Source organism: Paenibacillus sp. YAE3 (assembly GCF_057546105.1).
In genome coordinates this window covers 96,050-121,977 of the sequence record NZ_BAAIYF010000012.1, presented here as the reverse complement: position 1 = coordinate 121,977, position 25,928 = coordinate 96,050, and the positions used below count along the sequence as shown (strand labels likewise).

General features: G+C 49.9%; 24 protein-coding genes. 23 read left to right on the top strand and 1 reads right to left on the bottom strand.

From position 1 onward, the window contains the following. The first annotated feature begins 138 nt into the window (after window positions 1-138). The 6 genes from AC27KL_RS21740 (at window position 139) to AC27KL_RS21715 (ending at window position 11,920) form a co-directional block, all read left to right on the top strand. Window positions 139-4,131, top strand: coding sequence for a SwmB domain-containing protein (locus AC27KL_RS21740; protein WP_487171030.1), 3,993 nt, complete (start codon window positions 139-141; stop codon window positions 4,129-4,131). Window positions 4,132-4,427: 296 nt separating this feature from the next. Then, window positions 4,428-7,139: a stalk domain-containing protein gene (locus AC27KL_RS21735; protein ID WP_487171029.1), complete on the top strand. Its 2,712-nt coding sequence runs from the start codon at window positions 4,428-4,430 to the stop codon at window positions 7,137-7,139. A gap of 164 nt (window positions 7,140-7,303) precedes the next feature. Continuing rightward, complete coding sequence (locus tag AC27KL_RS21730; RefSeq protein WP_160044079.1) at window positions 7,304-8,458, top strand: sensor histidine kinase; 1,155 nt, start codon at window positions 7,304-7,306, stop codon at window positions 8,456-8,458. A gap of 4 nt (window positions 8,459-8,462) precedes the next feature. Next, a complete protein-coding gene (locus AC27KL_RS21725; protein WP_036715364.1) occupies window positions 8,463-9,185 on the top strand; it encodes a response regulator transcription factor in 723 nt (240 codons plus the stop codon). Window positions 9,186-9,355: 170 nt separating this feature from the next. Beyond that, on the top strand, window positions 9,356-9,748 hold the full coding sequence (locus AC27KL_RS21720) for a hypothetical protein (protein WP_339322556.1): 393 nt from the start codon (window positions 9,356-9,358) through the stop codon (window positions 9,746-9,748). 330 nt (window positions 9,749-10,078) lie between these two features. Next, on the top strand, window positions 10,079-11,920 hold the full coding sequence (locus AC27KL_RS21715) for a helicase-related protein (RefSeq protein WP_487171082.1): 1,842 nt from the start codon (window positions 10,079-10,081) through the stop codon (window positions 11,918-11,920). Window positions 11,921-12,279: 359 nt separating this feature from the next. On the opposite strand, the gene AC27KL_RS21710 is transcribed toward AC27KL_RS21715, so the two are convergent. Then, window positions 12,280-12,591, bottom strand: coding sequence for a hypothetical protein (locus AC27KL_RS21710; RefSeq protein WP_487171028.1), 312 nt, complete (start codon window positions 12,589-12,591; stop codon window positions 12,280-12,282). 706 nt (window positions 12,592-13,297) lie between these two features. On the opposite strand from AC27KL_RS21710, the gene AC27KL_RS21705 reads away from it, so the two are divergent. The 17 genes from AC27KL_RS21705 to hpf all read left to right on the top strand — a co-directional run bounded on the left by AC27KL_RS21705 (window position 13,298) and on the right by hpf (window position 25,694). Continuing rightward, entirely contained in the window at window positions 13,298-13,708 is a 411-nt protein-coding gene (locus AC27KL_RS21705) for a TIGR03826 family flagellar region protein (protein WP_036710415.1), read from the top strand. 184 nt (window positions 13,709-13,892) lie between these two features. Then, window positions 13,893-14,177: a flagellar biosynthesis anti-sigma factor FlgM gene (gene flgM, locus AC27KL_RS21700; protein ID WP_036710417.1), complete on the top strand. Its 285-nt coding sequence runs from the start codon at window positions 13,893-13,895 to the stop codon at window positions 14,175-14,177. Continuing rightward, window positions 14,178-14,690, top strand: a complete 513-nt coding sequence (locus AC27KL_RS21695) for a flagellar protein FlgN (protein WP_339322552.1) — start codon at window positions 14,178-14,180, stop codon at window positions 14,688-14,690. Window positions 14,691-14,741: 51 nt separating this feature from the next. After that, window positions 14,742-16,331, top strand: coding sequence for a flagellar hook-associated protein FlgK (gene flgK / locus AC27KL_RS21690; RefSeq protein ID WP_487171027.1), 1,590 nt, complete (start codon window positions 14,742-14,744; stop codon window positions 16,329-16,331). Window positions 16,332-16,352: 21 nt separating this feature from the next. Then, complete coding sequence (gene flgL / locus AC27KL_RS21685) at window positions 16,353-17,273, top strand: flagellar hook-associated protein FlgL (protein ID WP_339325246.1); 921 nt, start codon at window positions 16,353-16,355, stop codon at window positions 17,271-17,273. Window positions 17,274-17,286: 13 nt separating this feature from the next. Further along, window positions 17,287-17,850, top strand: a complete 564-nt coding sequence (locus AC27KL_RS21680; protein WP_339322550.1) for a DUF6470 family protein — start codon at window positions 17,287-17,289, stop codon at window positions 17,848-17,850. A 90-nt stretch (window positions 17,851-17,940) separates the two neighbouring features. After that, window positions 17,941-18,411, top strand: coding sequence for a flagellar assembly protein FliW (gene fliW, locus AC27KL_RS21675; RefSeq protein WP_487171026.1), 471 nt, complete (start codon window positions 17,941-17,943; stop codon window positions 18,409-18,411). Then, complete coding sequence (csrA, locus tag AC27KL_RS21670; RefSeq protein ID WP_036710422.1) at window positions 18,383-18,616, top strand: carbon storage regulator CsrA; 234 nt, start codon at window positions 18,383-18,385, stop codon at window positions 18,614-18,616. Before fliW ends, csrA begins: the two co-directional genes overlap by 29 nt. Before the next feature lie 147 nt (window positions 18,617-18,763). Continuing rightward, window positions 18,764-19,999, top strand: coding sequence for a flagellin N-terminal helical domain-containing protein (locus AC27KL_RS21665; RefSeq protein WP_487171025.1), 1,236 nt, complete (start codon window positions 18,764-18,766; stop codon window positions 19,997-19,999). 72 nt (window positions 20,000-20,071) lie between these two features. After that, window positions 20,072-20,437 (top strand): DUF8042 domain-containing protein, encoded by a 366-nt coding sequence (locus AC27KL_RS21660; RefSeq protein WP_339322548.1) that lies wholly within the window; start codon window positions 20,072-20,074, stop codon window positions 20,435-20,437. A gap of 29 nt (window positions 20,438-20,466) precedes the next feature. After that, window positions 20,467-21,708, top strand: a complete 1,242-nt coding sequence (gene fliB, locus AC27KL_RS21655; RefSeq protein ID WP_487171024.1) for a flagellin lysine-N-methylase — start codon at window positions 20,467-20,469, stop codon at window positions 21,706-21,708. A 187-nt stretch (window positions 21,709-21,895) separates the two neighbouring features. Further along, on the top strand, window positions 21,896-22,243 hold the full coding sequence (locus AC27KL_RS21650; RefSeq protein WP_339322546.1) for a flagellar protein FlaG: 348 nt from the start codon (window positions 21,896-21,898) through the stop codon (window positions 22,241-22,243). Between the two features lie 25 nt (window positions 22,244-22,268). Then, complete coding sequence (fliD, locus tag AC27KL_RS21645; RefSeq protein ID WP_339322545.1) at window positions 22,269-23,750, top strand: flagellar filament capping protein FliD; 1,482 nt, start codon at window positions 22,269-22,271, stop codon at window positions 23,748-23,750. 21 nt (window positions 23,751-23,771) lie between these two features. Beyond that, window positions 23,772-24,167, top strand: coding sequence for a flagellar export chaperone FliS (gene fliS / locus AC27KL_RS21640; RefSeq protein WP_339322544.1), 396 nt, complete (start codon window positions 23,772-23,774; stop codon window positions 24,165-24,167). Window positions 24,168-24,171: 4 nt separating this feature from the next. After that, on the top strand, window positions 24,172-24,522 hold the full coding sequence (fliT, locus tag AC27KL_RS21635) for a flagellar protein FliT (protein ID WP_339322543.1): 351 nt from the start codon (window positions 24,172-24,174) through the stop codon (window positions 24,520-24,522). Between the two features lie 130 nt (window positions 24,523-24,652). Then, window positions 24,653-24,850 carry a cold shock domain-containing protein gene (locus tag AC27KL_RS21630; protein WP_036710441.1) on the top strand — a complete coding sequence of 66 codons (198 nt, stop codon included), beginning with the start codon at window positions 24,653-24,655 and terminating at the stop codon, window positions 24,848-24,850. A gap of 262 nt (window positions 24,851-25,112) precedes the next feature. Further along, on the top strand, window positions 25,113-25,694 hold the full coding sequence (gene hpf, locus AC27KL_RS21625) for a ribosome hibernation-promoting factor, HPF/YfiA family (RefSeq protein ID WP_036710445.1): 582 nt from the start codon (window positions 25,113-25,115) through the stop codon (window positions 25,692-25,694). Window positions 25,695-25,928: the final 234 nt, after the last annotated feature.

Sequence of the window (25,928 nt, the reverse complement as noted above, 5' to 3'; positions counted from 1 at the left end):
GTCGTAAAAAACCTTCCGGCCAAAGTCCTAAACTTCATCCCTTTTTTGACCGAAAAAGAAGTATAAGCGTGTGTTTTGTGACGGGCTCATAAAACATGTCAGGAGAACACGACGCCCGGGAAAGGAAGGATGAGACGAATGAGAAAAAGGCTGTCACTGCTGCTGGCCTTCATCTTAACGATCGAGGTGGTCTTTGGGGGAGTCGGGGCTGTCACTGCTGCCGCCGCTTCTACGGCAGATTTAACCGCGAAAATTTCGGCCGCTCCGAATTCGTGCAGCACGGAAGGAGCTGGTCTGACGCCAAGCTTCAATTTGGATTTCAATCAACCCATGAAATTAGTCATACTCGGCGGCGGGATCACCCGAATTTATCTGCAGGATTTAACCGATCCGAAGGGGAGCATGGATAGTCTCCCGATTCAGGGAGATCCGGCTCAACCAGGGACGCATTTTGAGGTAAAATTCGACAATCAGAAGCGGCTGCAATATGGTCACAATTATGTTTTGAAAATGAGCGCAGGAGCTTTTGAAACGGCTGACGGACAAAATACGCCTTCGGAAGAGGCGGCATATCCATTTAGTACGGTAAAAAAAGCCGTGCAGTCTTACGAGCCGGCATCGAATGCAACCGGGATCAATCCCGTGCAATTGAAGCTCAAAATGAGATTCAACGAAGACATGGTTGCCGGTACAGGTTTCATTCAGGTCGTCAAACAATCGGACAATGCCGTCGTGGAGACGATTCCAGCCGCCGGCAATCAGGTGAGCGTCAATGGCTGCGAGGTTGTCGTTTCTTTGAGCCAAACGCTCGCGAACGATACGACGTATTGGGTAAAAGTAGATCCGAATGCTTTTGCAACCAAAACGGGGCTTCCGTTTGAAGGCATAAACGGCTCTGGCGAATGGTCTTTTAAGACGCAGCCGAAGACGGCCATCGTAAGTACATATCCGCGCAACAATGACGTCAATGTTCCGGCAGCGACAAAATTGACGTTAACTTATAATTTTCCGGTAACCGCAGGAACCGGTGCCATCGAACTTCGGCGGACAAACGGCGCTTTGATCCAGTCTATTCCTGCGAACCATACTTCTTTGGTAACGGGAAGCGGCACCACCCAAATCACGATGGACTTCAGCAATTACATGACCGGCAACTCCGGGTATTATGTGACGGTTGCCGACGATGCTTTTAAAGATTCGCAGGGCAATGCGGTTCAAGGGATCACGTCGCCTAATGGATGGAGGTTTACGACCGCTGTTGACAGTTCCTCGGCGCTGAGCATCACAAGCTTCAGTCCATACCATCAAAGCACCGGCGTCGCCGTCGATTCGGATTTGTACGTCACCTTTAATCGGGAAGTAGTCCGGGGCCCTGGCGAAGTGTCGGTACGCAAATCGGGGAGCAGTTCGTATGTTCCGGTCGACGTTAACGTCAACGGACGCGAAGTGCGGATACGGCTTCAGTCCGGTTATACGTTCGATTATGACTCGACCTATTACGTCACGATCGGAAGAAACGCTTTTTACGACGCGCAAAATGACAACAACCAGTACCCGGGATTAACATCGGGCTGGACGTTCCAGACGCCGGTGACGGACAAGCAGCCTCCGGTGCTTCAAAGCAGCGAGATGTACAACAATACGACGATCCGGCTCGCCTACAACAAACAACTATACGCGGACACCTGGCTGCAAACCAGCAGCTTTACGGTAACGGTCAACGATGAAAAACGCAAAATCAGCTATGTTTCCACCTCGGGGAACAGCGTATACATCACGCTGGAAACCGGCGTGGCGGTAGGCCAGAACGTCAAAGTTAGCTACAGCGGAGGTTCGCGTCCGATTCAAGACCTTTACAAAAATCAAGCCGCGACCTTTTCGGGGCGCGACGTGGTGAACGGAATGGACACGGCCCTCCCCAAACCTTCAAGCGGTTATGTTTCATACAGCAATCTAACCTTATCCTTTAATCAGTCTCTTAAATCGGTTTCGTCATTCGCTTACGAACAATTTACGGTAAAAGCGGATGACACCGCCGTGAGCATCAAGTCGATCAGCCAAAGCGGACAAACGGTTTATTTGACGCTGAGCAGTCCCGTTTCGGACGGCCAGGTGGTAAAAGTAAGCTATAAGCCGGGAAATGATCCGCTGCAGGACAGCAGGGGACAAAACATCAGCGCGTTCACGGATTTTTTCGTGCGAAACTATCAGGACACGAAGCCGCCGGTTTTCCAAAAAGCCGAAGGCACGGACAAAAAAGTGACCCTGACGTACAACGAACCTTTAAGCACGACCAATATCCCGATGAAAAGCCAGTTCTCGGTCCTGGTAAACGGGGCGCCGAATTACGTGAGCGCGGTCGAAGTGAAAAACAACCAGGTGATCTTAACCCTCGCGACATCCATAAACAAGCTTTCCAAAGTGACGATTTCCTACGTTCCGGGAACAAGCCGCCTGACGGATCTTAACGGCAATGCCGCAGGGTACGTCAACCTGGAGCCCGTCAAAATCATGGAAAGCGGCGCGTCCGGAGAGGTCAAATCGATATCGGTGCAAGGGGACGTCGTGCAAATTACGTATTACCGAACGCTTTTGCAGACCAATGTTTCTTCGGGCCTCTTCCAGGTGTATGTGGACGGATTGATCCGCGGCGTTCTGCAGGTGGTTGTTAACGGCAATACCGTTACCCTAAAGCTGAGCAGCCCCGTCTCCAGCGGACAGAGAGTCGAAGTGACGTATCTGACGGGTGCAAACGGCGTGACGGACAGCGACGGCAACAAGATGCCGGCATTCAATAACCTGGTGGCAGGGGAGTTCACCGGGGACAAGACGGATGCGAACCGGCCGGATTATATGTCGCTGACCGAAGTAAAAAATTTTGGAATATCGGCATTTGCGTTAAGCGAGGCGGCCGCAGTTCCCGCAGCCAATATCCAGTCCCGAAACAATCAAACGATCAAACGCATCGTCGTGGATTCGGAGAAGCTTATCAACGCTTATGAATACATCGCAAGCAGCAAATCCGGCACGCATCTGACGTTAATCGAGGCACAGTCAGGATCTACCGGCGTTTCCGTTAGCCTTTCGCTTAGCGCTTTGGAAAGCATTTATGCCAAGGACAAAAATGCGGCGATTGCGGTAAAAGCGGGGGAATCGATGATGGTTCTCCAGCTGAGCCGGCTCGATATCGCCGGAATTGCCCGAAGCCTGAACACCTCCTCGTCCAACGTTGCTTTAAACATCGCGGTAGAAAAGCTTACGGGAGATGCAGCGGCATTTATGAACGGTAAAATCAGCGCATCCGCGATTACCAAAATGACCGAACCTGTGGATTTCTATATCACAGCCGTCCATAACAGCGCTTCGTCCTATTCGGTGGATGTGCAGGTTGACAATGAGTATTGGATTTCGAACACTTCGACTTCGCTTGTCGATAAAATAAGCGTGTTCCGATGGGATCGGGGCGCGGACAAAATGACCTTCGTTCCTTCCATCGTTCTAAACCAAGGTGCAAGGAAAGTTTTTAAAGCCAAAATCAAAGGAAACTATACCGTGGTCATTGGCGTTTCCTACAAATATTATACGGACGTCGTCAGCCACTGGGCTTCCAAAGCGATCCAAGCCTTATCCGGAAAACTGATCATCGAGGGCCGGACGAGCAACAAATTCGAACCGAACAAAATGATCACCCGGGCCGAGTTTGCGGAATACGTAGCCAGAGGGCTCGGCCTTTCCGGCGATGTGCAAACGTCCCAGCGCTTCTACGACATTACCAATACGAAAGAGAATGCGTTTATCGGCGCGGCGGTCAAAGCCGGAATCATCGTCGGCAATAAAGACGGTTCGTTTAAGCCGAACGACCCGATTACCCGCGAAGAAATGGCGATCATGATGATGCGGGCCATGAATTATGCCGGATACCAGGCGACGCTTGCTTATACTCCGGAAACGTATCTGCAGAAGTTCGCCGACTATAAAAAGATTCAAGTCAAGGATACCGTTGCCAAGCTCCTAAAAGAGGGCATCATCCAAGGCGTGAGCGAGAAATCGTTCCAACCGAAAGGCAATGCGACAAGAGCGCAGGCGGCGGTGATGCTCCAAAGAATGCTGGAAAAAATAGAATATATGTAAGTTTTGCCAGCCTGGTCCCCCCATTCGGAGGTGGAGCGGGCTTTTTTTCGACCGAATCCAGCGATTTTCGTTAAAAAAAGCATATTTATCCGTAACTTTTCCCGTTTAAAACAGTCTATTAAATAGGACAGAGGTTACAGAAAAGTAATCTCTTAAGCTCGTAAAAGCGAACCGAATGGGCAACATTGGCCAGCGGTGGAACTTTTTTCTAGGCAAAGACGTCAGTAGATTATTAGATTTATTCCGGTTCATAGGGTTGGAATGTGTTTTAAAAAAAGATGGGAGAGTAACGCTTCATGAAAAGAAACGGAAAGACAAGTGACAGCAAGCAGGGGATGGCGACAAGCAAAAAGTGGATGGTCGTTTCGCTCGCGGGATTGCTTTTTATCGCCCCCGTCGTCGGCAGCGGGATTCCGCTGAACGGGCATTCCATTTCCTCGGTAGCAAGCGCCGCGTCCGCATCGGTCGTCAAGCTGGATGAAAATCCGGTGACGTCGGGCGCGATGTTGACCAAATACAAGTTCACGACGACCCGTTCCGGGAAAAAGGCCACCGCTTTGGCGGACGTGATCCGGATCGATCTGCAAAACCCGTACGTCAAGATCGACGTGATGAACGGCAAAGGCGGCCAGTTTACGACGAAACAAAGCACCGGCGGCATGGCCAAAGAAAACGGCGCCGTTGCTGCGGTGAACGGGGACTATTTTAATACCACCGCAGACGGCGCGCCGATCGGCGGCCAAGTGACGGACGGACAGCTTCTGTCGACGCCGTCGGACATTAAAGGGATGTATTCCTTTGCGGTGACGACGGACGGCAAGCCGATCATCGACGAGTTTGCTTTTAGCGGCTCCGTAACGGCAGAGGACGGATCGTCCTTCCCGCTCGCGGGCATCAATAAATCTTCGTATAATCCGGAAAGCAGCAGCGCGACCTACAGCCACGTGGATGCCATGTACATCTACACCAGCGCCTGGAAATCGACGGAACGTCCGAAAAACAGCGCAACGACGCCGATCGAGGTGCTTGTTCAGAACGACGTCATTACGCAGATTTCCGACGTGGGCGGATTCGTGGGGATGCAGGTGCCGCAGGACGGATATATTTTGCGGACCCACGGCAAAGCCGCCGAATTCGTGAAAAATCATCTGGCCGTCGGCCAAACGCTGAAGACCAGCTACATGCTGAACTCGAAAACGATGGGTCAGTCCGTGGATCCCTCCAAACTGCAGACGATGATCGGCGGGCACACCATTTTGGTGAATAACGGCAAAGCCGCCGCCTTCTCCCGCGACGTGTCCAGCATCGGCGGATACCGGGCGCGGACGGCTCTCGGCTACTCGAAGGACGAGCGTTACGTCTATATCGTGACGGTAGAGAAAAACGACAACAGCTCCGGCATGTCGCTGGGCGAGCTGCAGTCGTTTATGGTCGACATCGGCGTATGGAAGGGCATGAACCTCGACGGAGGCGGTTCGACGACGCTGGTCAGCAGGCCTCTGGGCGAAAATGACGCCACGCTTACCTTTCATACCGAATACGGGACGCAGCAGCGCAGCGTCGTGAACGCCGTGGGCGTGTTCTCCGAAGCGCCGAAGGGCGAACTGAAAGGCCTGAAGATCAGCGGTTCCTCGGCCATCCTGATCGGCCAGCAAGCCTCCTTTAAGTTAAAAGGCTACGACAATTACTACAATCCGGTGGATACGTCCAGCCTTACGCCGACATGGAAATCCAGCAACGGCAACATTAAAGTGAGCGGCCAGACCGTTACCGGGGTGAAGCCGGGAACCTCGACCATTACCGCGGTCAGCGGCCAGGCGAGCACAAGCATGCAAGTGAAGGTGCTGGGGGCAAGCGATTTGACCGCGCTTAACGTCGGTTCCCAAACGGCGCCGCTGCAGGCAGGCAGCACGGTATCCGTGCCGGTGACCGCCGTGACGAAGGACGGGGACAAGGTCGAAGTGCCGGAAAGCGCGCTGAAGTGGGAGTTCGTCGGCTTTAAAGGCAGCGTGAAAAACGGCAAGCTGACCGTGGCCTCCGTTGATCCGGACGTTAAAGTGGGGTATGCGATCGCCCGTTACAACGGCTTCAGCACGGCGGTCATCCTGTCGGCAGCCGGCGAAGACCTGTGGGAGAACTTCGAAAACGTCTCTTATCCGGTCCAGTTTACGAGCAATCATCCGCAAGTGACCGGCACCGCCGCCGTAACGCAAGGAACCGGGGACCATGCAGGTTCGAAAGTGCTTCAATTGACGTATGACATGACCGCGGGCACAGGCAAAATGTACGCGTACGCGGAACTGAACGGCACGGCAGGCAAAACGATTGCGGCTCCGGCCACCCGGATGTCGATCGACGTGATGGGCGACAACAGCCTGAACTGGGCCCGTGCGGAGCTGAAGGACAACAACGGTCAAACCGTCTATGTGGATCTGGCCAAGGCAATCGACTGGGACGGCTGGAAAACGATCGACGTCGACCTCAGCGATAAAGGAATCGCCTTCCCGGCCCAACTTAAGCGCGTTTATGTCGTAAACGTGGAAGAGGGACAGGACGAACGGGCAAAATCCGGCACGGTCGCATTCGACAATATCAAATTCACGATGCCGTCCCTTTCCAGCGATGCCGGCTTGCCGACCGGAAAAGTCGTGATGGCGATCGGCCAGAAGTCCTTTACCGCGAACGGACAGAGCAAAACGATGGAAGTTGCCCCCGTCATGAAGGGAGCAAGTACCTATATTCCTATCAAATACGTGCTGGATACGTTCGGAGGCCGCGCGGTATGGGATGCCGCCAATCAACGAATCACGGTGACGCGTGGTGGAAAAGTCATGGATTTGACGGTAGGAGATACGGACTTTATCCTAAACGGAAAGCGTAAAGGCGCAAATGTTGCTCCATATATTAGTAATGGTCGGACTTTAGTCCCACTTCGTCTCGTATCCGAGCAATTAGGATTAAATGTAAAATGGGAACAAAAAACGAAGACCGTCACTATCGAATCATGATATGGTATGATATGTATAGAAATGAACTAATGACCATGGATCACGGGAGTCAGTCCGGTAGAGTTCTATTTTGCGTGCGATATACAAGTTACTGTGTTCGTTCGGACCGACTCGTAGCTCATTCTATATAGAACTGTAATGGTAAGAAATGGAGTAGAACGTACGTGGATTTTCAAGCCGATGCGATAGACCGCGTCATTAAGAACGCCATTCAGGTGATGGAAAACAGCAAGTATCAGATGTTCGAGATTCTTGAGGCGGCCCGGGACGAGCTGGCCTCATTGAATCAGGAGCTGCAATACGTGATGAAGGAAACGATCGAAACGCTGCAAAAGGTGGATCAGCTGGAGCTGAACTACAAGCGTTCGCGCATCCGGCTGACGGAAGTCAGCCGGGACTTCGTCCGCTACAAAGAGGATGACATCAGGCAGGCGTATGAGAAAGCGACGCAGCTGCAGCTCGATGTTATGATTTATCGCGAGAAGGAAATGTACCTGAAGGCAAGACGCGATGAATTGCAAAAAAGGGTCCGAAATGTTGAAAACTCTGTTGAACGTGCTGAATCCATCGGATCACAAATGGGTGTGGTACTGGAGTACTTGTCAGGCGAACTGGGACAGGTGACTCGGATTATCGAAACGGCGAAAAACCGTCAGTTGATCGGTCTGAAAATCATACTGGCTCAGGAAGAGGAACGCAAACGCATTGCCCGCGAAATCCATGATGGTCCCGCACAGCTGCTGGCCAATCTCGTTCTCCGCACGGAAATTGTGGAAAGAATGCTGATGAAGCAGGAATTTAAGATGGTGCAGGACGAAATATTAGATTTGAAGGGACAAGTGCGCTCCAGCCTGGAAGAAATGCGGAAGGTCATCTTTAACCTCAGGCCGATGGCTCTTGATGATTTGGGGCTGATCCCGACGCTCCGGAAATACGTGCATGATTACGAGGAGAAAACGAAAATCCGTACGATTTTCGAAACGCGGGGTAAAGAGCACCGTCTCTCTTCCGCCATGGAGGCAGCCATTTACCGCTTGGTGCAGGAAGCGCTTAGCAACGCAGCCAAACATGCCTATCCTACTTATGTTTTAGTCGAGATTACATACCAGGCCCAGATGGTGAAAATTGTTGTTCAGGATAACGGACTCGGTTTTAAGGTGGAACTCCTGGAACAGAAATCGAAGGATCATTTTGGGTTGATCGGGATGCGCGAGAGAGTGGAGCTGCTCGAAGGAAGAATGGAACTTGAATCCGCAGAGAACCAGGGTACAAAGATCGTAATCCATATCCCAACGAACGTGGAGAAGGGAAAGGAGTAACAGGATGGAAAACAGGGATTCTGACAAAACAACCATTAAAGTCCTTTTGGCTGACGATCATCAATTGTTTCGCGAGGGTCTGAAGCGCATTTTGAACATGGAGGATGACATTGAAGTCATCGGCGAATGCGGGGACGGCATTCAAGTATTGGAATTTTGCAACGAAGAAAAACCGGACATCGTGCTCATGGACATCAATATGCCGGTCGAAAACGGCGTGGAGGCGACCGAGAAGCTGCGCGAGCTGTTTCCGGACGTGAAGGTCATCATTCTGTCTATTCACGACGACGAAAGTTATGTATTTGAAACGCTCCGCAAAGGCGCTAACGGTTACCTGCTGAAGGACATGGAGGCGGAGTCGCTGATCAATGCAATTCGTTCGGTGCAGGAAGGATACGCTTTTATTCATCCGAAAGTTACCGGTAAATTGATCCAGCAGCTGCGCCGCATGACGTTCCTGAACGAAACGGGAGCCATGGCGGAAAGCGGCGTCAGGGAAGCCGGAGTTAAATTCGTTGCCGGGGAAAATAATCCGTTGACCCGCCGCGAAGCCGAAGTGCTGCGCCTGATGGCTGAGGGCAAGAGCAATAAAATGATCGGGGAATACCTCTTCATTAGCGAAAAAACGGTGAAAAACCATGTCAGCAGCATTTTGCAGAAGATGGAAGTCGACGACCGTACGCAAGCCGTCATCAACTCGATCAAATACGGTTGGGTAACGCTATGACGCCGTGCAGCTTTGGAACTTCTGGTTCCGGCTGCCATTGTTTGTGAAATTTCCCACGGGGTATAGGCGATGGACGTGACCGCCCAAAAGGGTGTGGGCTTCTGATGCGCTTTCATTCACCGACCTGTTGTGGCCAGCATATATTGTTGGTAACAGGGAGGTGAGTCAGCATGTTGACCCCGTTATTGTCCATCCTTCTGGTGTATGCTGCAGCGATTGCAGCGGTTCATGTCTTTCATGCCTGGCACAAACGCCGGGAAGGGCGTGAAGTCCATTATATTCTCGTCACGTCGAATCATGAACGGCAGATCGAATGGTATGTCCGCGCTTTAGGCTTATATGCCTGGGTAACCGGCAAAAGAATCCGGCTTACGGTGCTGGATCTCCATTCGGATGATGCCACGCTTGGCATTTTGAGGCGGCTTCAGGGGTTGGCCGGCATGGAGCTGTCCGTGACGACCGATGAATCAGTCTTAAGCCGTGCTGGCGGTTCCGAAGATTCGGATGTAACGATGATCGATTTGCGAAATCCGCATGAAGCGAGGCAGATTCCGTATGTTTAGGACGAAGCCCGCAAACAGCGGCATAGGGAGTATTCCGATGTGAAGCACACTTCTTAACGGGAAACCGGGGAGGTGTGCTTTTTTGCTTGGTTCAACGATATTGACGGTCATCATCGGCGAAATGTTGCGGATCGGATGGATTTGGACAAGCCCGATTGGAACGCGGCGATACATTTAGGCCGAGAATGTTTCTAAGGAGGGATTCGCGTGCGGGTGGCGGTTTATGCCATTGAGCATGAAGGGAAATGGAGGATAAGACGTTCGCTGGATTTGCGGGTGGATGTCCTGTGGTGGTGGCAGCGGTTTTGCGCGAAGCCAGGTTCCGCCAGGATGGTATTGTTGTCCGCGGCAACCGCGTTCAGTTCGGCCGTCCGGTTGGAGCAGCGTTTTGAGCCGCGGACGGATATGAACGGATGGGATCTGCGGAAGTGGGGGCTTTGGTTTCGCGAGCAGATGGAAGAGGAAGCGGGCGGGAGAATGAATGGGGATGCACCCGTTGATGGGCAAACGCTTTTCGGCGATCCCGGGGAAAGTTTGCATAGCGGCACCGGGGGATGGATGTGGGATTTTCGCCAGGCGATGCCCGAGCAGGTTTGGCGCCTGCTGGAGCGTCCCGCCGGACCGGGACAGGCTGCCGGCGCTTTGGCCGAGCTTGGCGGAATGTCCGATGCACTGGTCGCGCAGGTCAGCGGCAGATCGCTGCTCGCAGCGGAGGTCGACGCGCTGCTGCAGGAGATGGCGCCGGGCCTTGCAGGCGCTTGGCACAGCGCCGCCCAGCTGGCCAGCCTGCAGGGCCGGCTGGCGCTGGACGCGGGCCTTGCGGATGCCGGCCCGCGTCGGGGAGGCGGCCTGCTGCGCATGGGCCGCCCGAGGCTCCCCCGCTGCCGGCGCTGCGGCAGCGAGGCCACGGGCCGCACGGCATGCGCCGCGTGCGGCCGCGCGGACTGCGCCTACTGCGAGGCGTGCCTCGCTCTGGGGCGCAGTCGCGCCTGTTCGCTGCTGCTCCGCTCAGCAGCGAGGGACCCGGCCGTGCGCGCAGCGGCCGGGCCGTCCACCGCCGCGGTGCGCGGGCGGTGGGGATTGAGCGCGGCGCAGGGCGATGCCGCCTGCGCCGCGCTGGGGTTCCTGGCGGAGCCGCCCCGCAGGGGCTCCGCGGCCCCAGGCGGCCGAGCGGAGCGGCCGCCCAGCCGCCATGCCCGCTTCCTCCTATGGGCCGTCACCGGCGCGGGCAAAACGGAGATGATCTTTCCGCTGCTCGGCGCGATCTTGGAGAGGGGCGGCCGCGTGCTGGTGGCCACGCCCCGCCGGGACGTCGTGCTGGAGCTTGCGCCCCGGCTGGCCAAAGCCTTTCCAGACACGCGGATCGTCACCTTGTATGGAGGCAGCGACGAACGTTGGCGGGAAGGCGATCTGACACTGGCGACAACCCATCAGCTGATGCGTTTTTATCAAGCTTTTGACCTGGTCGTCATCGACGAACTTGACGCTTTTCCTTACCACAACGACCCGATGCTGGCTTATGCAGCCGAGCATGCTTGCAAACCGGACGGAAAGTTCATTTATCTGTCCGCGACGCCTCCGCGCCCTTTGCAAAAGGAAGCGGCCCGCGGCCGTCTGCCGCATGCGAAAGTGCCCGTCCGGTTTCATGGGCATCCCCTGCCGGTTCCCAAGCGGATCGCGCTCAAAAGCATAGAGCAATGTTTGCGCCGGCCGATGCTTTTAAAGCGGTTGTCGAGCCATCTGAGTCTGTCGTTGGAGCGGGGGGCGCAGATTTTTTTGTTCGTTTCCCGCATTCGGCATATCGATCCTCTCGTCGCCATCCTGCGTAGGATGTTTGGCGAGGTTTGCATCGAAGGCACTTCATCGGAGGATCCCTTCCGCGCGGAGAAGGTGACGCGGTTTCGCCGGCGGGAAATCCGGCTGTTGGTGACGACGACGATTTTGGAACGCGGGGTGACGGTTCCGCGGAGCGACGTTTTTATCGCGGACGCCGACAGCAGCCTTTTTGACGACGCTTCGCTTGTGCAAATGGCCGGCCGGGCAGGCCGCTCCGCCGAGGACCCGGCAGGCCGGGTCGTGTTTGCCTCGCCGCAGTGGACGATTTCGCAGAAAAGAGCCGTCAACCAAATCAAAAGCATGAATCGCATTGCGCGGAAAAACGGGTATCTGTGAAGGACTGCAACATCAACCATTAGGAGGGGTAAAGCGAGATGAATTCGTTAAGTTCATCCATTTCCCGATTTATTCGCGAGCTTCTGGCTCCGCCGGGAGACGTTTGCCTGACATGCGGCAGCAGGACGAAACTCGTTCGGGAATGGCCGGGGATATGCCGGCGATGCGCCGGGGCGATCCCGTGGATTTTTCGGCCCCGTTGCGCGTATTGCGGGAGAGCCATCGGCTGTCCGGATTGCCTGCGGCCCGATGCCCGGCTGCGGTCTTTTGTCATGAACCGAAGCGCGGTCAGATACAACGAGATGATGCGGGAATGGCTCGCCCAGTATAAATACCGGGGACATGAGAGATACGCGGCGTTAATCGTAAAAATGCTCAGCCATGCTTTTGTGAGGATGCAGCACGAGATCTCTTCCTTGCAGCAGCAACCGAGCCTGTCCCGAAAAGGCCAGCTTTGGCGGCCGGATCTCGTAACGTACGTTCCAGTGAGCGATGAAAGACTGCTCGAGCGCGGATTCAACCAAGCTGAAATTTTGGCAAGGGGGATCGGGAAAATACATCGCATTCCGGTCGCACCGCTGCTTGTTCGGACGGTGAGTACGGGGAAGCAAAGTTTTAAAACCCGACAGGAGCGGATTAAATCCATGGAGAACGCTTTTGAATGGAACCAAGAAATGTCCAGCAAGATAAGAGGCTGTATATCCTCGCCCGCAGCGTTCCGTATTCTATTGATTGATGATATTTATACGACTGGGAGCACAATTAATGCTTGTTCCGAGGTAATGCAACGAACCTTCAAACATGAAACGGGTATATATGCACACATTTATAGTCTTACATGGGCAAGGTCCTGATTAGTGACTTCAATTTGGATCTGCAGGAACTGCATTGTGGCTTTTGATCGATTCAATTTAGTTGAAGCGCTTGTAATTGCAGCTATGAATGGTGGGTTTGAAAGATATGCCATTGGTAAGAGTGGATGGGGTACTCAAGTCATAATAGTTGAAAGCAATAATCCAATTGTTTATAATTGCCCTAAACATGGCATAGATAACTGTCATAATGTAATAATAGATCTACTGTTAATGCTGGTGTGTGGGAATGCGACAATGGGAAATTCTGTGAGTGTAAGGTTTTGTCTGAGAGGATAGGATGTAAAGAAAATAAATACATGCTTACTCTAAAAGGTGAACTGGAACTGCGGATGAGAACCGAACAGACCTTCAGATCAAAGAGTCAGGATTAGATCGCGTATTTCGTCCACTAGGGACTAGGAGTTTCAAGAAGCTGTTAACTGCTTGAGTGATTCTGGAAAACATTCTAACATTGACGTCATAAGTTCGTCTATAATGTTTGGATTTGAAAGGGGGCGTCATCGTGAACCTGGCAAACTGTCCTCGCTGCGGAAGATTGTTTGCAGCTAATTTTAAAGACATGTGCCCGAACTGCATCAAGGAAATCGAGCATGAGTATGAAAAATGCGTCCAATACCTGCGCGAAGAAAAGGGGGCGACGATTCAGGAGCTTTCTGATGCGACCGAGGTTTCTGTCAAACAAATTACCCGCTTTATCCGGGAAGGCCGGATCTCCGTGATGAATGCGCCGAATTTGATGTACCCTTGCGAGGTATGCGGAACGCTGATTCGCGAGGGTCATATGTGCGACTCCTGCCGCACGCGCTTGACGAAGGAACTGACTCAGGCTGCCAAAGAGGGTGCAAACAAGGAACATGGAACTAGACTACAGGGCGAAGGAGCCTATCGGGTTATCGACAAATTTCACAATTAGCAGACCACCGGACTAAAAACATAAAATCTATTAATAAAGTTACAATGACGACCGATAAACTTAGTAAAGATTTATCGGTTATTTACGTTGGTGCGCCGGATACGCGCCGGATGACTCTTTTAAAGACTGATACGCAAGCCGCCCTGAAGGCGTCCCATATATACTTTGAAAGAAGGTGGACGATATGAAAATTAACGATACCGGACGAATTGGTGGAGTTAACCCTTACCAGCGGAATATGGAGGCCCAGAGACAGGAAGCCAAAAAAATGGAGCGTCGCAAGGATGAAGTGTCCATTTCGTCGGAAGCGATTGAAATGCTTGAGGCCCAAGAGCGCAATTCGGATCCGGAGCGGGCCAAGCGCATTCAAGACCTCAAGCAACAGGTTTCTTCGGGCACTTATCATGTGGAGGCAGGTAAAATAGCAGAGAAGCTCATGCCTTATTTCAAAAAGTTTCCTGAGAGCTAGGTGATTTTATTGACAATCGAAGACATCATTGGCATCCTTGAAAATCTTGAAACTGTACATCAAACAATGCTTGAAATTGCCGGGTGCAAAAAGAAAGCTATCATTAAAAACGATTTGGAAAGCTTGATTCAGATGATGAATCAGGAGACGAAAGTGTTAAAGCAGATCGAACTCTTGGAGTCGCAAAGAGTTGAAGCCGTTCATCAATTTTTGCAAGAGAAAGGGATAAAATCCAAGTTAAACCTTAATGTATCGGAACTATCCCGCCTCGTTTTCGACGTCGAGGAAAAAAACAGGCTGCAAAGCATACAAAGCAGGCTCTCGGATACGTTGTCCCTGCTGAAGCAGACGAATGAGCTGAACCAGAAATTAATTGCCCAGGCCCTTGAATTTATAGACTATTCATTGGATGTTCTCGTCGAGAAACCGTATCAGGAAGTTACTTACCAGCATCCGCTAACGGAACGGAACGGCGGGAAGCTTCAATCGGGTTATTTTGATTCGAGAGCCTGAAATTCATGGGTGTGTAGGTTTTAATCATAGTCATTACGAAGGGGGAACCACATGACGTCCACATTTCATTCAATAGAAACGGCCCGAAGAAGCCTCGCAGCCCAAACGACGGCTTTAAATACGACCGGCCATAATATTGCGAATGCGAATACGGAAGGCTACAGCCGACAGACGGTCAAGATGCAAGCCTCCCGTCCGATTGAAGCATACGGAATGAATCGATCCAATGCTCCGGGACAGCTTGGTACAGGGGTGGAAGTCACCTCCATAAATCGTATTCGCGAGCAATTTTTAGACAGCCAGTATCGTAACGAGAACAGCGCGAACGGAGGCTGGAGCATTCGCTCCAACACGCTCGAAAAGTTGCAGGCGATCATTAACGAACCTTCGGAGACGGGCATACGGACCGTTTTAGATAACTTTTGGAAGTCCTGGTCCGATCTAAGCAAAAACCCCGAAGATCCTACCGGGCGTAAAATCGTGGTGCAGACCGCGCAAGCTTTGACCGACGGCCTGAACCATATGAGCCGGCAAATTGACAGCCTTGAGAACGATCTTGCGACCAGCGTCGGCTTGAAAGCCCAGGAAATCAACGGATATTTGTCGTCGATCTCCGACCTGAACAAATCGATCACGCGCATCGAGGGGCTCGGCGATAATGCAAACGACCTGCGGGATCAGCGGGATCTGCTTGTAGACAAACTCTCGAAGATCATTAATATCAATGTGGTTGAAACCGACCAGGGATATAATATTTCAATGGGCGCGAATCAAACGTTGCTGGTCGGGGCCGAACCGGTCGCCGTCAATGTCGATAGCGAGTTTTTGAATGCGGCTTTTGACAGCGGCAGCTTGAACTCCGGGGAAGTCTACGGAATGATTTATTCCGGCAGAAATTATATTACCGACTATCGAAATCAGTTGAATCAACTCGCAAATACGATTGCGAACGGCGAAACGGAAGTGACCATTCCTAAAGGGTCGAACCTTCCGCAAGGCGTAACTTTTTTGGAAGATGTCGAAATTATGCTGAATGGAACGGTCAGCACGCTGCCTGCGGGCCAGCCGTTCCCGGACGGAGCCGCACTGAATCAAGACGCGAAAATGATCGTAAACGGCTTTAACGGGCTGCATCAATTGGGCTACACGATGGACGGAACCGCCAATCCGGGCAAACCGTTTTTTGTTTCGGATTCGTCTGCAGGGACGATCCGGCTCAACCCTGAAATTGCCGCCAATCCTTCCCTGATCGCAACCTCTTTGAGAGTCGATGGTACCGGTACCGGTAAACATGTGATCTCAGGAAACAACTCCTTGACCATTCTTCTGGCCGGAATGAAAGACAGCATTGTAAAATCGACGCAAAGCGGACAGCAAGGAACCATCGGGTCGTTGTTTAATTCGATGGTCGGGCAGCTTGGCGTAGAGGCGCAGGACGTCATGCGCCAAGTGGATAATTCGACGACATTGGTGGAGCAGGTGGATAATTTCCGTCAATCCGTCAGCGGCGTGTCTTTGGACGAGGAGATGTCGAATATGATTATGTTCCAGCACGCATATGGAGCTTCCGCCAGATTCATGACCACTTTTGACCAGCTTTTGGACAAGCTCATTAACTCCACCGGAGTTGTAGGCAGATAGATTAGGGAGGTGTGACATATGATGCGAGTAACTTCTAACATGATGAATTCGCAGCTGATGCTGAATCTGAACCGCAATGCTTATAAAATGAGCCAGACTCAAAATCAGCTTGCGACAGGACGGAAAATTAACAAACCTTCGGATGACCCGGTAGGGATCACCTATTCCCTGCGTTACCGCGCCGAGCTTTCTTCGAACGAACAATATCAAAAAAACGTGGACAGTGCTTTGTCCTGGTTGGATTATAACGATACGGTGCTGAATCAAGCGGGGGATGTCCTTCACAAGATCAGGGAATTAACGGTGCAGGCCGCGAACGGGACCAACCCGCAATCGGCGTTGAACAGCATCAAGGAGGAAATCGGCCAACTGAAAGAACAGTTGGTGGATCTCGGGAACAGCAAATTGAACGGCAAATATATTTTCAATGGCCAGACCTACGATAAGAAGCCTTACGATCTTCCCAAAAATCCGGATGGAACGACGGATATCACGAATGCCGATCAAGTGAAGACGGATGCGGGAAGCGTCGAATATATCGTTGGCGAGTCCATTAAGCTTTCGATCAATGTGACAGGGAATGACGTGTTTGGAACGGATCAGGATCCGGACAACCTGTTTACGATCATTAATAATATTACGAAAGCCCTGGAAAATGCCAATTATTCGGAACTGTCGCAACAGCTGACGAATATCGATACCCGGATGGATAAAATCCTTACGGCAAGGGCTGACGTTGGTGCAAAAACCAATCGGGTGGAGCTCATACAGGGCCGCCTCAGCGATATGGAAGTTAACTTGACCGATCTTCAATCCAAGATGGAAGACGCCGATTATGCCGAAGTGATCATGAACTCCAAAATCCAGGAAAACATTTATAACGCTTCCTTGTCTTCCGGAGCAAAAATTATCCAGCCTTCTCTTGTCGACTTTTTGAGATAAACGAGGTGCAGACATGCAGCCTATGATCCAAATCAGGCAAAGCCCTGCGCTGATCGGGATGGAGTCGGGGTTGGGCGAATATTCGATCCGTCAGCCGAGAGCGGATTTGACGATTGCGACGGAACGAAGCGAGCTCGATATCCAACATGAGAACCCCCGGGTGACGATCGATCAATCCAAGGCATGGGCTGCTTATACGGGCGGTTCCGTTATTGAAATGAACAATCGAATATACTCCGGCGTGCGTGAGATTTTTTTGCGGGGAATCGCGAATCGGGTCGAGCAGGGCAACCGGGTTGCCTCCATTCACCAGCCAGGGTCCATGATAGCGGATGTTTACGGGACGGACACGGAGGCCGGTGTTTTACCGGAGTTTCGGGGGCCTGCCTCCTTTGATAACGTTGATATTGATGTGCAGGTATCGCCGCTGCAAGTTTCCTATAGAGAGGGAAAGCTCGACATACAGGCCCGGGTAAATCCTCCTGAGGTCAGTTATCAGAGGGGCAAGCTTAACATTTATATGAGGCAATACCCCTCGATCGAGATCATCCCGCCTGCGCTTGATGCCATGATTTAGTTACAAGAAACGGATAAAGTCTTTTTACAAAGGCCTAACCCGTTTCTTTTCTTGTTAAGAGCCAAATATGCATTGAAGGAGTGAAATCATTTGAAGATAGAGACAAGTTGGGGACCACTGGAAGTGGATGAAGAGCAAATATATCATTTTCCGAAAGGAATACCGGGGTTTGAGGAGGAAAAACGGTTCGCGCTCATTTCAAACCAGGACGAACCTTTCCAATACCTCCAATCCCTTCAGGAAAAATACCTCTCCTTTCTGATCGCAGACCCGTTCCTGTTTTACCCTGATTATGAGTTCGAATTGCCCGAACCCGATTCCAAAGAATTGAAGATCGAAGATGAAATGCTGATTCGTTGCATGATTACGCTTAGGGATCCGGTAGAGACATCGACGATGAATTTGCTCGCTCCGCTGGTCCTGAACCCGAAACTGCAGCTCGGCAAACAAATCGTTCTCCATGCATCGGCATACAGCACGAAGCAGAAACTGTGGGATTCGTCCGGGAATACGAAAGGGGAGGAAAAAGAGGATGCTGGTACTTTCACGCAAAAAGGGTGAGGCGATCGTCATTCAGGATCAGATTGAAATTACAGTGTTACAGGTGGAAGGCGATACCATAAAAATCGGGATTTCCGCCCCTTCGGATATCGATATTTTCCGGAAGGAAATTTATGCTTCAATCAAAGAAGCGAATCGGGAATCGGCCGTTTCTGCATCGGCGGACGTAAACGCACTTTTGAAGCAAATAAAAGGGATAAAATAAAAAATATTTTGCATCAACTATAAACAGACGCGAAGATTCCGTCGATATAAATAGTACAAGCTGTTCTGCGGGTGCGGCCGACTTGCGGAACAGCCGAAGTATATCCACATGGATGTGGAATGAACGAATTTCAAGGAGGAAATGAACATGATTATCAACCACAATATTGCCGCTCTGAACACGCATCGTCAATTGGGCGCAAACACATCTGCTTCTTCGAAAAACCTGGAAAAACTGTCTTCCGGTCTTCGCATCAACCGTGCTGGCGATGACGCTGCAGGCTTGGCGATTTCCGAAAAAATGCGCGGCCAAATCCGCGGTCTGGACATGGCTCAAAAGAACGCGCAAGACGGAATTTCCTTGATCCAAACAGCTGAAGGCGCTTTGACTGAAACCCACAGCATCCTGCAACGTATGCGCGAGCTCGCAGTTCAATCCGCTTCCGACACGAACACGGACAAAGACCGCGTTGAACTTCAAAAAGAAGTTGACCAATTGTCCCAAGAATTGACTCGCATCGGTAAAGACACCGAGTTCAACACCAAGAAATTGCTCGACGGTACTTTCAGCGGCACGTTCCATATCGGTGCTAACGAAGGACAAAACATCTCTCTGTCCGTAGGCGACCTGCGCGGTTTGAGCCTTGGCGTCGTTGGAGATATCAAGTTTGAGCAGACTAAAGCTATTACTAACGCCGATAATAAAGTAGACATCAAAGACGGTACTTATACCGTTAACGGTACTGATCTGAAAGATGCAGAAGGTAACGTTGTTGCAACTACAGCAGATAGCGGAAAAACATGGAAATCCAAAACTGGCGATGATGAGTTTACTTTCGATGAGGCAGTAACTTCTGGCAAAATCACGATCGCTAATGGTAAGGCTACCGGTACTTCGAAATTCACAAATGGTTCCCTTCAAGCCGGCGAGTATACCGTTACCGATAAAGAAATTAAAGATGCAAACGGTAATGTTTATGCTACATCTACTGATGGAAAAGAGTTCAAAAACGCTGCCGGTGAGGCTGTGCTGACTTTGGACACTGCAGCAACCTCAGCTGGTCTTAAAATTAGCGTAGGCGGAACTGATATTTCTTCCGCAGCTACAGCCAACAAAGCCATCACTACCATCAACAACGCTTTGGAAACCGTATCTTCCGAACGTTCCAAGCTCGGTGCTTACCAAAACCGTCTTGAGCACACGGTTAACAACCTGGGTGCTTCTTCCGAAAACCTGTCTGCAGCCGAATCCCGTATTCGCGACGTAGACATGGCTAAGGAAATGGTTCAGTTCACGAAGAACAACATTCTAACGCAAGCAGCTCAAGCGATGTTGGCTCAAGCGAACCAACAGCCTCAAGGCGTTCTGCAATTGCTTCGTTAAGATTTTTCATTTAAAAGGAGACCTTAGTCTTACTAGGGTCTCTTTTTTTGAAGTTGAAGGAGCTTGATTTTTGTGGAGCATAGCATGGAAGTTATGAGAAAGACCTTGGAGTTAATGGATACATGTATTGATGGCGTTGAATATATCACTTGGAGATTGCATGAGGGAAAGATGGAGGCATGCCTTTATCTTTTGGAGGATATTGTTTGCGGCTTTTACAAGATGAAAGATTCTATGGATTTGCTGAATAACTATTTTTCCAGGCGTTATGATCATTACAAAGAATATGAAGTTGAAAACGAGCTTGATGCCATCATTACGGCTTACAAACTTCATCAAATTAATCAGGCAATCCTCCACGCAGGTCGCCTTCTACCTAGGTTTAAGGTTTGGAAAGGAGAGCTTGAGGGACACTTCCGTTCGTTTATCTTATCCTAAAGGGAATTTTTACGGTTTGGAGGAACATAATGACAAAGCAGAAAGTGATGCTGGTACCGAGCTATATGAATCAATTTTCGTGCATCGGTTCGGCTTGTGAGGATACATGCTGTTCGGGATGGCAGGTTTCCATAGATCAAGAAACGTATAAAAAATACAATAAAGTCCGATCCGATCTCAGACCGATGTTGGATAAACATGTAAAGCGCAATCGCGCAGGCAAATCTGCCGAGAACTATGCCAAAATTATTTTAAATGAAGACCGTTCTTGTCCGATGTTAAATGAGGAAAGGCTTTGTTCGATTCAATTAAAATTGGGGGAGGAACATCTGTCAAACACTTGCAGCACCTATCCTCGTATCGCCAACAGGGTCAACGGCGTTCTTGAGAAGTCTGCGACATTGTCGTGCCCGGAAGCGGCCCGCTTGGCCTTGCTTAATCCGAACGGGATGGAGTTTGATGAAACTTTGGAAGAAACCAATGCCCGAAACATCATTACTGCGGAAATAAAAGCAGCATCAGGACAAAAAGTTTCGGAATTGTCGGCGTATTTTTGGGAGCTTCGTATTTTTACGATTCAGGTTTTGCAAACGAGAACCTATTCCTTGGCGGATCGTTTGATCATATTAGGTTTGTTTTATCAAAAAGTGGAGCAATATATCGAAGCAGAAGATATCAACGATATTCCTCAATTGATCGCATCCTATACCAACATGATTACAAAAGGAGACCTTGAAAACATATTATCAGGGATTCCTGCGTTATCTACCATACAAATGGAACTTCTAAAGCAGTTAGCTGATGTCCGTGCAATCAGGGGAATAGCCAGCCAGAGATATTTAGATTGTTTCAAACAATTTTTAGCCGGAATTCAATACGATAAAGAATCCAAGATTGAGGAAATTTCGGAGCGCTACCAATACGCATATCAAACATTCTATCAGCCGTTTATGGCGCAGCATGAATATATACTGGAGAACTACTTGGTCAACTACGTATTTAATCGCCTCTTCCCGCTCGCTAGAGGTAAAGAGGTATTTGAAGAATATATTATGCTCGTCATCCATTACTCCATGATTAAAATGCATCTGATTGGAATGGCTGGGTTTCATAAGGGAAATTTTGCATTGGAACATGTCATTCAACTCATTCAGTCTTTTTCCAAAACAATAGAACATAACTCCCAATATGTGAAAGATGTTAGAGAGCTGCTCAGAAAAAATGGATTCACGACCATGGCTTATATGTCTATATTAATTAAAAATAATTGAGTTTTGAACGAGGCTGCCGTGGTCCTTCCAGGCAGTTTTTCTTTATTATATTCAATAAAACAAGCAGGTCTTTTTTGATCCGGTGTAAAGACCGGGAAGGAAATGACCGATATATACTACTAAGAACAATATTAAATCGGAGGGTTATTTAATGAGTGATGTCTCACTTTCGGGTAGAACGCCATCCATGAATAACGCATCTCAGACGTATTCCCCTGCCAAAAAAGCGGAGCTGCAGCAACAAGCCGTTTTCGTTACCAGCGAGAAGCAAATGAATACCCTGGAAAGACAAGGGGCCGACGTATCGATCGGGGAAGCGCAGCTTATCAAGGCGATTGATCGGGCTATGAGGGCCCTGGAGGGTCCTTCCACCACGTTTGAAGTGAGCGTACATAAGCAGACCCATTCCATTATGGTCAAGGTTTTAAATAAAGATACCGGCGAGCTCATCCGGGAAATCCCGCCGGAAAAAACGTTGGATTTGGTAGCCAAAATGATGGAATTTGCCGGCATACTCATCGACGAACGCGTTTAGCGTTTAATACAAGGGAGGTTTTATAATGAGAATATCGGGATTGGCATCGGGGATGGATATCGACACTCTCGTGCAGCAAATGATGAAGGCCAAGCGGGTCCCTTTGGACAAGCTCAACCAGCAAAAGCAGGTGTTGGAGTGGAAACGGGACAATTATCGCGCGATCAACAGCCAGTTGGTGGATTTCCGCAACAACAAGCTTTTTAATTATAAAAAAAGCGAATCGATGAATGCCTTCAAATCCGAGGTTACCGGCGATACGGATGCCATTAGCGCAAAAGCAACGACAAACGCCAACAGGGTCACGATGGAGATCAAAAATGTAGAAATGGCAACCCAATTTACCTATCAGGGAACTGAAGCGGTCGCTTCTGGTGCCACTACAAAGACGACTTTGGGGAGCCTTAAGCCTTCCAGCCCGGATAAGTACACCCTGACCGTTAGCCGCGGTGCAAATGATCCGAAGGTTACATTCGAATTCTCGAAAAATGATACCATCGATTCAATTATCCGCAAAATTAACGGGGACGTGAAGGCAAATGTGACGGCAACGTTTGACGAAGTTACAGGGAAGTTTTCGATTACCTCCAATGAGTACGGAAGCGATGCGCTGAAAATTGAGGGCGGCGATTTCATGAGCGCAATGAAGCTCCCTTCAACAGGGACTGGCGGCAAAAAGGCAACTGCTTACATTAACGATAAAAAAATGGTGTTTGATACCAACAAAAATATCATCAATGGCGTAGAAATCACTTTTTTGGCAAACACCACACCAGAAGAAATAACCAAAGTCACCACCAAAACGGACTCCGCCAAAATCATGGACACCATCCAATCGTTTATCAAAGATTACAACAGCGTACTCGAAGCGATGAACAAAAAACTCGACGAGGAACGTTATCGCGACTACCCGCCGCTTTCGGAGGAGCAGAAAAAGGAAATGAAGGAAAATGACGTCAAGCTGTGGACGGAGAAAGCGCAAAGCGGTCTGCTTAAAAACGATGAGATTTTAAGATCGGCCGTAAACAGCATGCGTCAGTCGATCGTGACGGCTTCCGTTGACGGCTCCTCGATGAAGCTGAGCACCATCGGCATCTCGACCGGGGAATGGTATGAAGGAGGCAAACTGAGCATTGCTGACCCTGACAAGCTTCAAAAAGCGATCGAGGAGCATCCGGATGAGGTCATCGAGCTGTTTATCGGGTCAGGAGATCCGAACAAGCCTAAGGGTTATTTTAACGAGCTATACGACAATTTGGAGAACCCTCTCAGGGCGATTTCCGAACGGGCCGGGACGTCGAAATATTCATCCGACATCAATGCCAAGTACAACGAACAAAGCGTCATGGGGAAGGAACTCACCGATTTGAAGAGCCGGATATCCGATTTGACCAGAAGATTGACGGATATGGAAACGCGCTATTATAAGCAATTCAGTGCCATGGAAAATGCCCTGAACAAGATGAATTCGCAATCCGCAAGCTTAGCCAGCTTCGGGATGAATTAAGAAATTTAGGAGGGAATCACCATGATCACATCTCCCTACGAAAAATACAGACAATCCTCTGTTCAAACCTCTAACCCCGCTCAGCTGCTCATCATGCTTTATGACGGTGCCGTCAGGTTTGTCCGGGCGGGTATTGAGGGGATTAACGAGGGCAACCACCAAAAGACGAACGATTTTCTCAAAAAAGCGCAGGCGATCATTGATGAACTCACGGTTACCCTGGACCATTCGTTTGACGTGTCTAAAGGACTGGCATCGATTTACGAGTATATGAAATATTTGTTGATTGAGGCTAACGTGAGAAAGGAAGCAAAATATGCGGAGGAAGCGCTCGGATATTTGCTTGATTTGCGGGAGACCTGGGTCCAGGCATCCAAGTTGGCCTTAACAGAAGGCAAGACACCGAAAGAGGTGTAAAGCCATGGACTACACAATTGAGCAACTGGTTTCCAAGCTGGAAGACATGACCAATGGCATGGTAGCCCGTCTGAATATCGTTTCTTTTGAGGAGTTGGCCGTTTTTGCAGACGATCGTCAGGGGCTGATTGATCAATTAGAAATGGATTTCAAAACAAGCCCTCCAAGTGAATCAGTAAAAACAAGATTGAGAGCTATCGTTCAATCCGATTTTTTGATTAAAAATCAAATGGAAGCACTAAAAAATGAAGCAGCCAATTGGCTCCGGCAGAAAGAAAAAATAAAAGTCCAAAGAAATGCGTATGAATCGGTTTATAATTACTCGGACAGCATTTTAATGGATCAGAAAAAATAAACGGAGTTTATGGTATAAAATTCAAGTAAACCATTTTCCTTTCCAATTGACAACAAACAAGCCTGAGTGGTATATTCAGGAATGTGGACGAAAGTCACACTTTATTTGATGACGAAGGGAATGTTTGTGCATGCAAGGAAAAGTTAAATGGTTTAACGCAGAAAAAGGGTATGGCTTCATCGAAACGGCTGAAGGCGGCGACGTATTCGTACACTTCTCCGCAATTCAAGCTGAAGGTTTCAAAACTTTGGAAGAAGGTCAAGACGTTGAATTCGACATCGTCGAAGGCGCTCGCGGACCTCAAGCTGCTAACGTAATCAAATTATAATCATCCGGCAAGGCCGACCTACATATACGGTTAGATGGTTAAGTAATTGAAAAACGATAGCATCAAACCCTGGAGCAATCCAGGGTTTTTTTGTGTCCTTCGATCGTTTTCCGTCATCGCTCATTGGGTAAAAAGCGCGCCAGCGCCAACAAACGCGAAGTCCGTGGATAAGCGCTTACATCCGCGCCGCCGTACACAGAAATGTCTTTTTACTTAGCGTTAACAAATGTGATATAATGGAATTGCAAAGGAGGAGTGCCATATGAATTTAAGTGTTCGAGGTCAACAGATCGACGTGACTGAAGCTTTGAAGGACTACGTTGACAAGAAGCTCCGCAGACTTGAAAAGTATTTTGATGCACCCCTTGCCTCAGAAGGATATGTAACGCTAAGTGTCGTTCGAGGTTTGCACACCGTGGAAGTGACGATTCCGCTCCCGGGCATGATGCTTCGTGCCGAGGACCGCAGCGACGATATGTACGCATCCATTGATGCCGTTGTGGACAAGTTGGAACGTCAAATCCGCAAACACAAAACCAAATTGAACCGCAAACTCCGTCAGGAGGGCAGCTTGAAGACGTTGTTGGCGGATGAAGCGGCCGTTGCGGGCGCAGCGCCATCCGGGCTTCAGACGGAAGAAGACCATGACGATTTCGAAGTGGTTCGCATCAAGCGTTTCACGTTCAAACCGATGAATGTGGAAGAGGCCATTTTGCAGATGAACATGGTCGGGCATAATTTCTTTGTGTTTTCCAATGTAGATACCCAGGAAGTGAGTGTTGTCTACAAGCGCAACGACGGCAAATACGGTTTGATCGAACAAACGGAATCCGATCCGTATTAAGCAGCTTTTGGCTTCCAAAGGTACATTTTTCAAAATGATGCAAAAATTAAATCCGAATTTATGAAAAAAAGAGCTCAACTCCTGCAACGGATTGGGCTCTTCTTACGTATATAGATCATAGGCCCAAAAACCGCGCATGCATTGTCATCCGCACGGTTGCGGCTTTACTTACAAACTGTTACAATTTATGCAAACGCCATTTTCGGGATTTTATATGTAGAGGCTTGAATATGC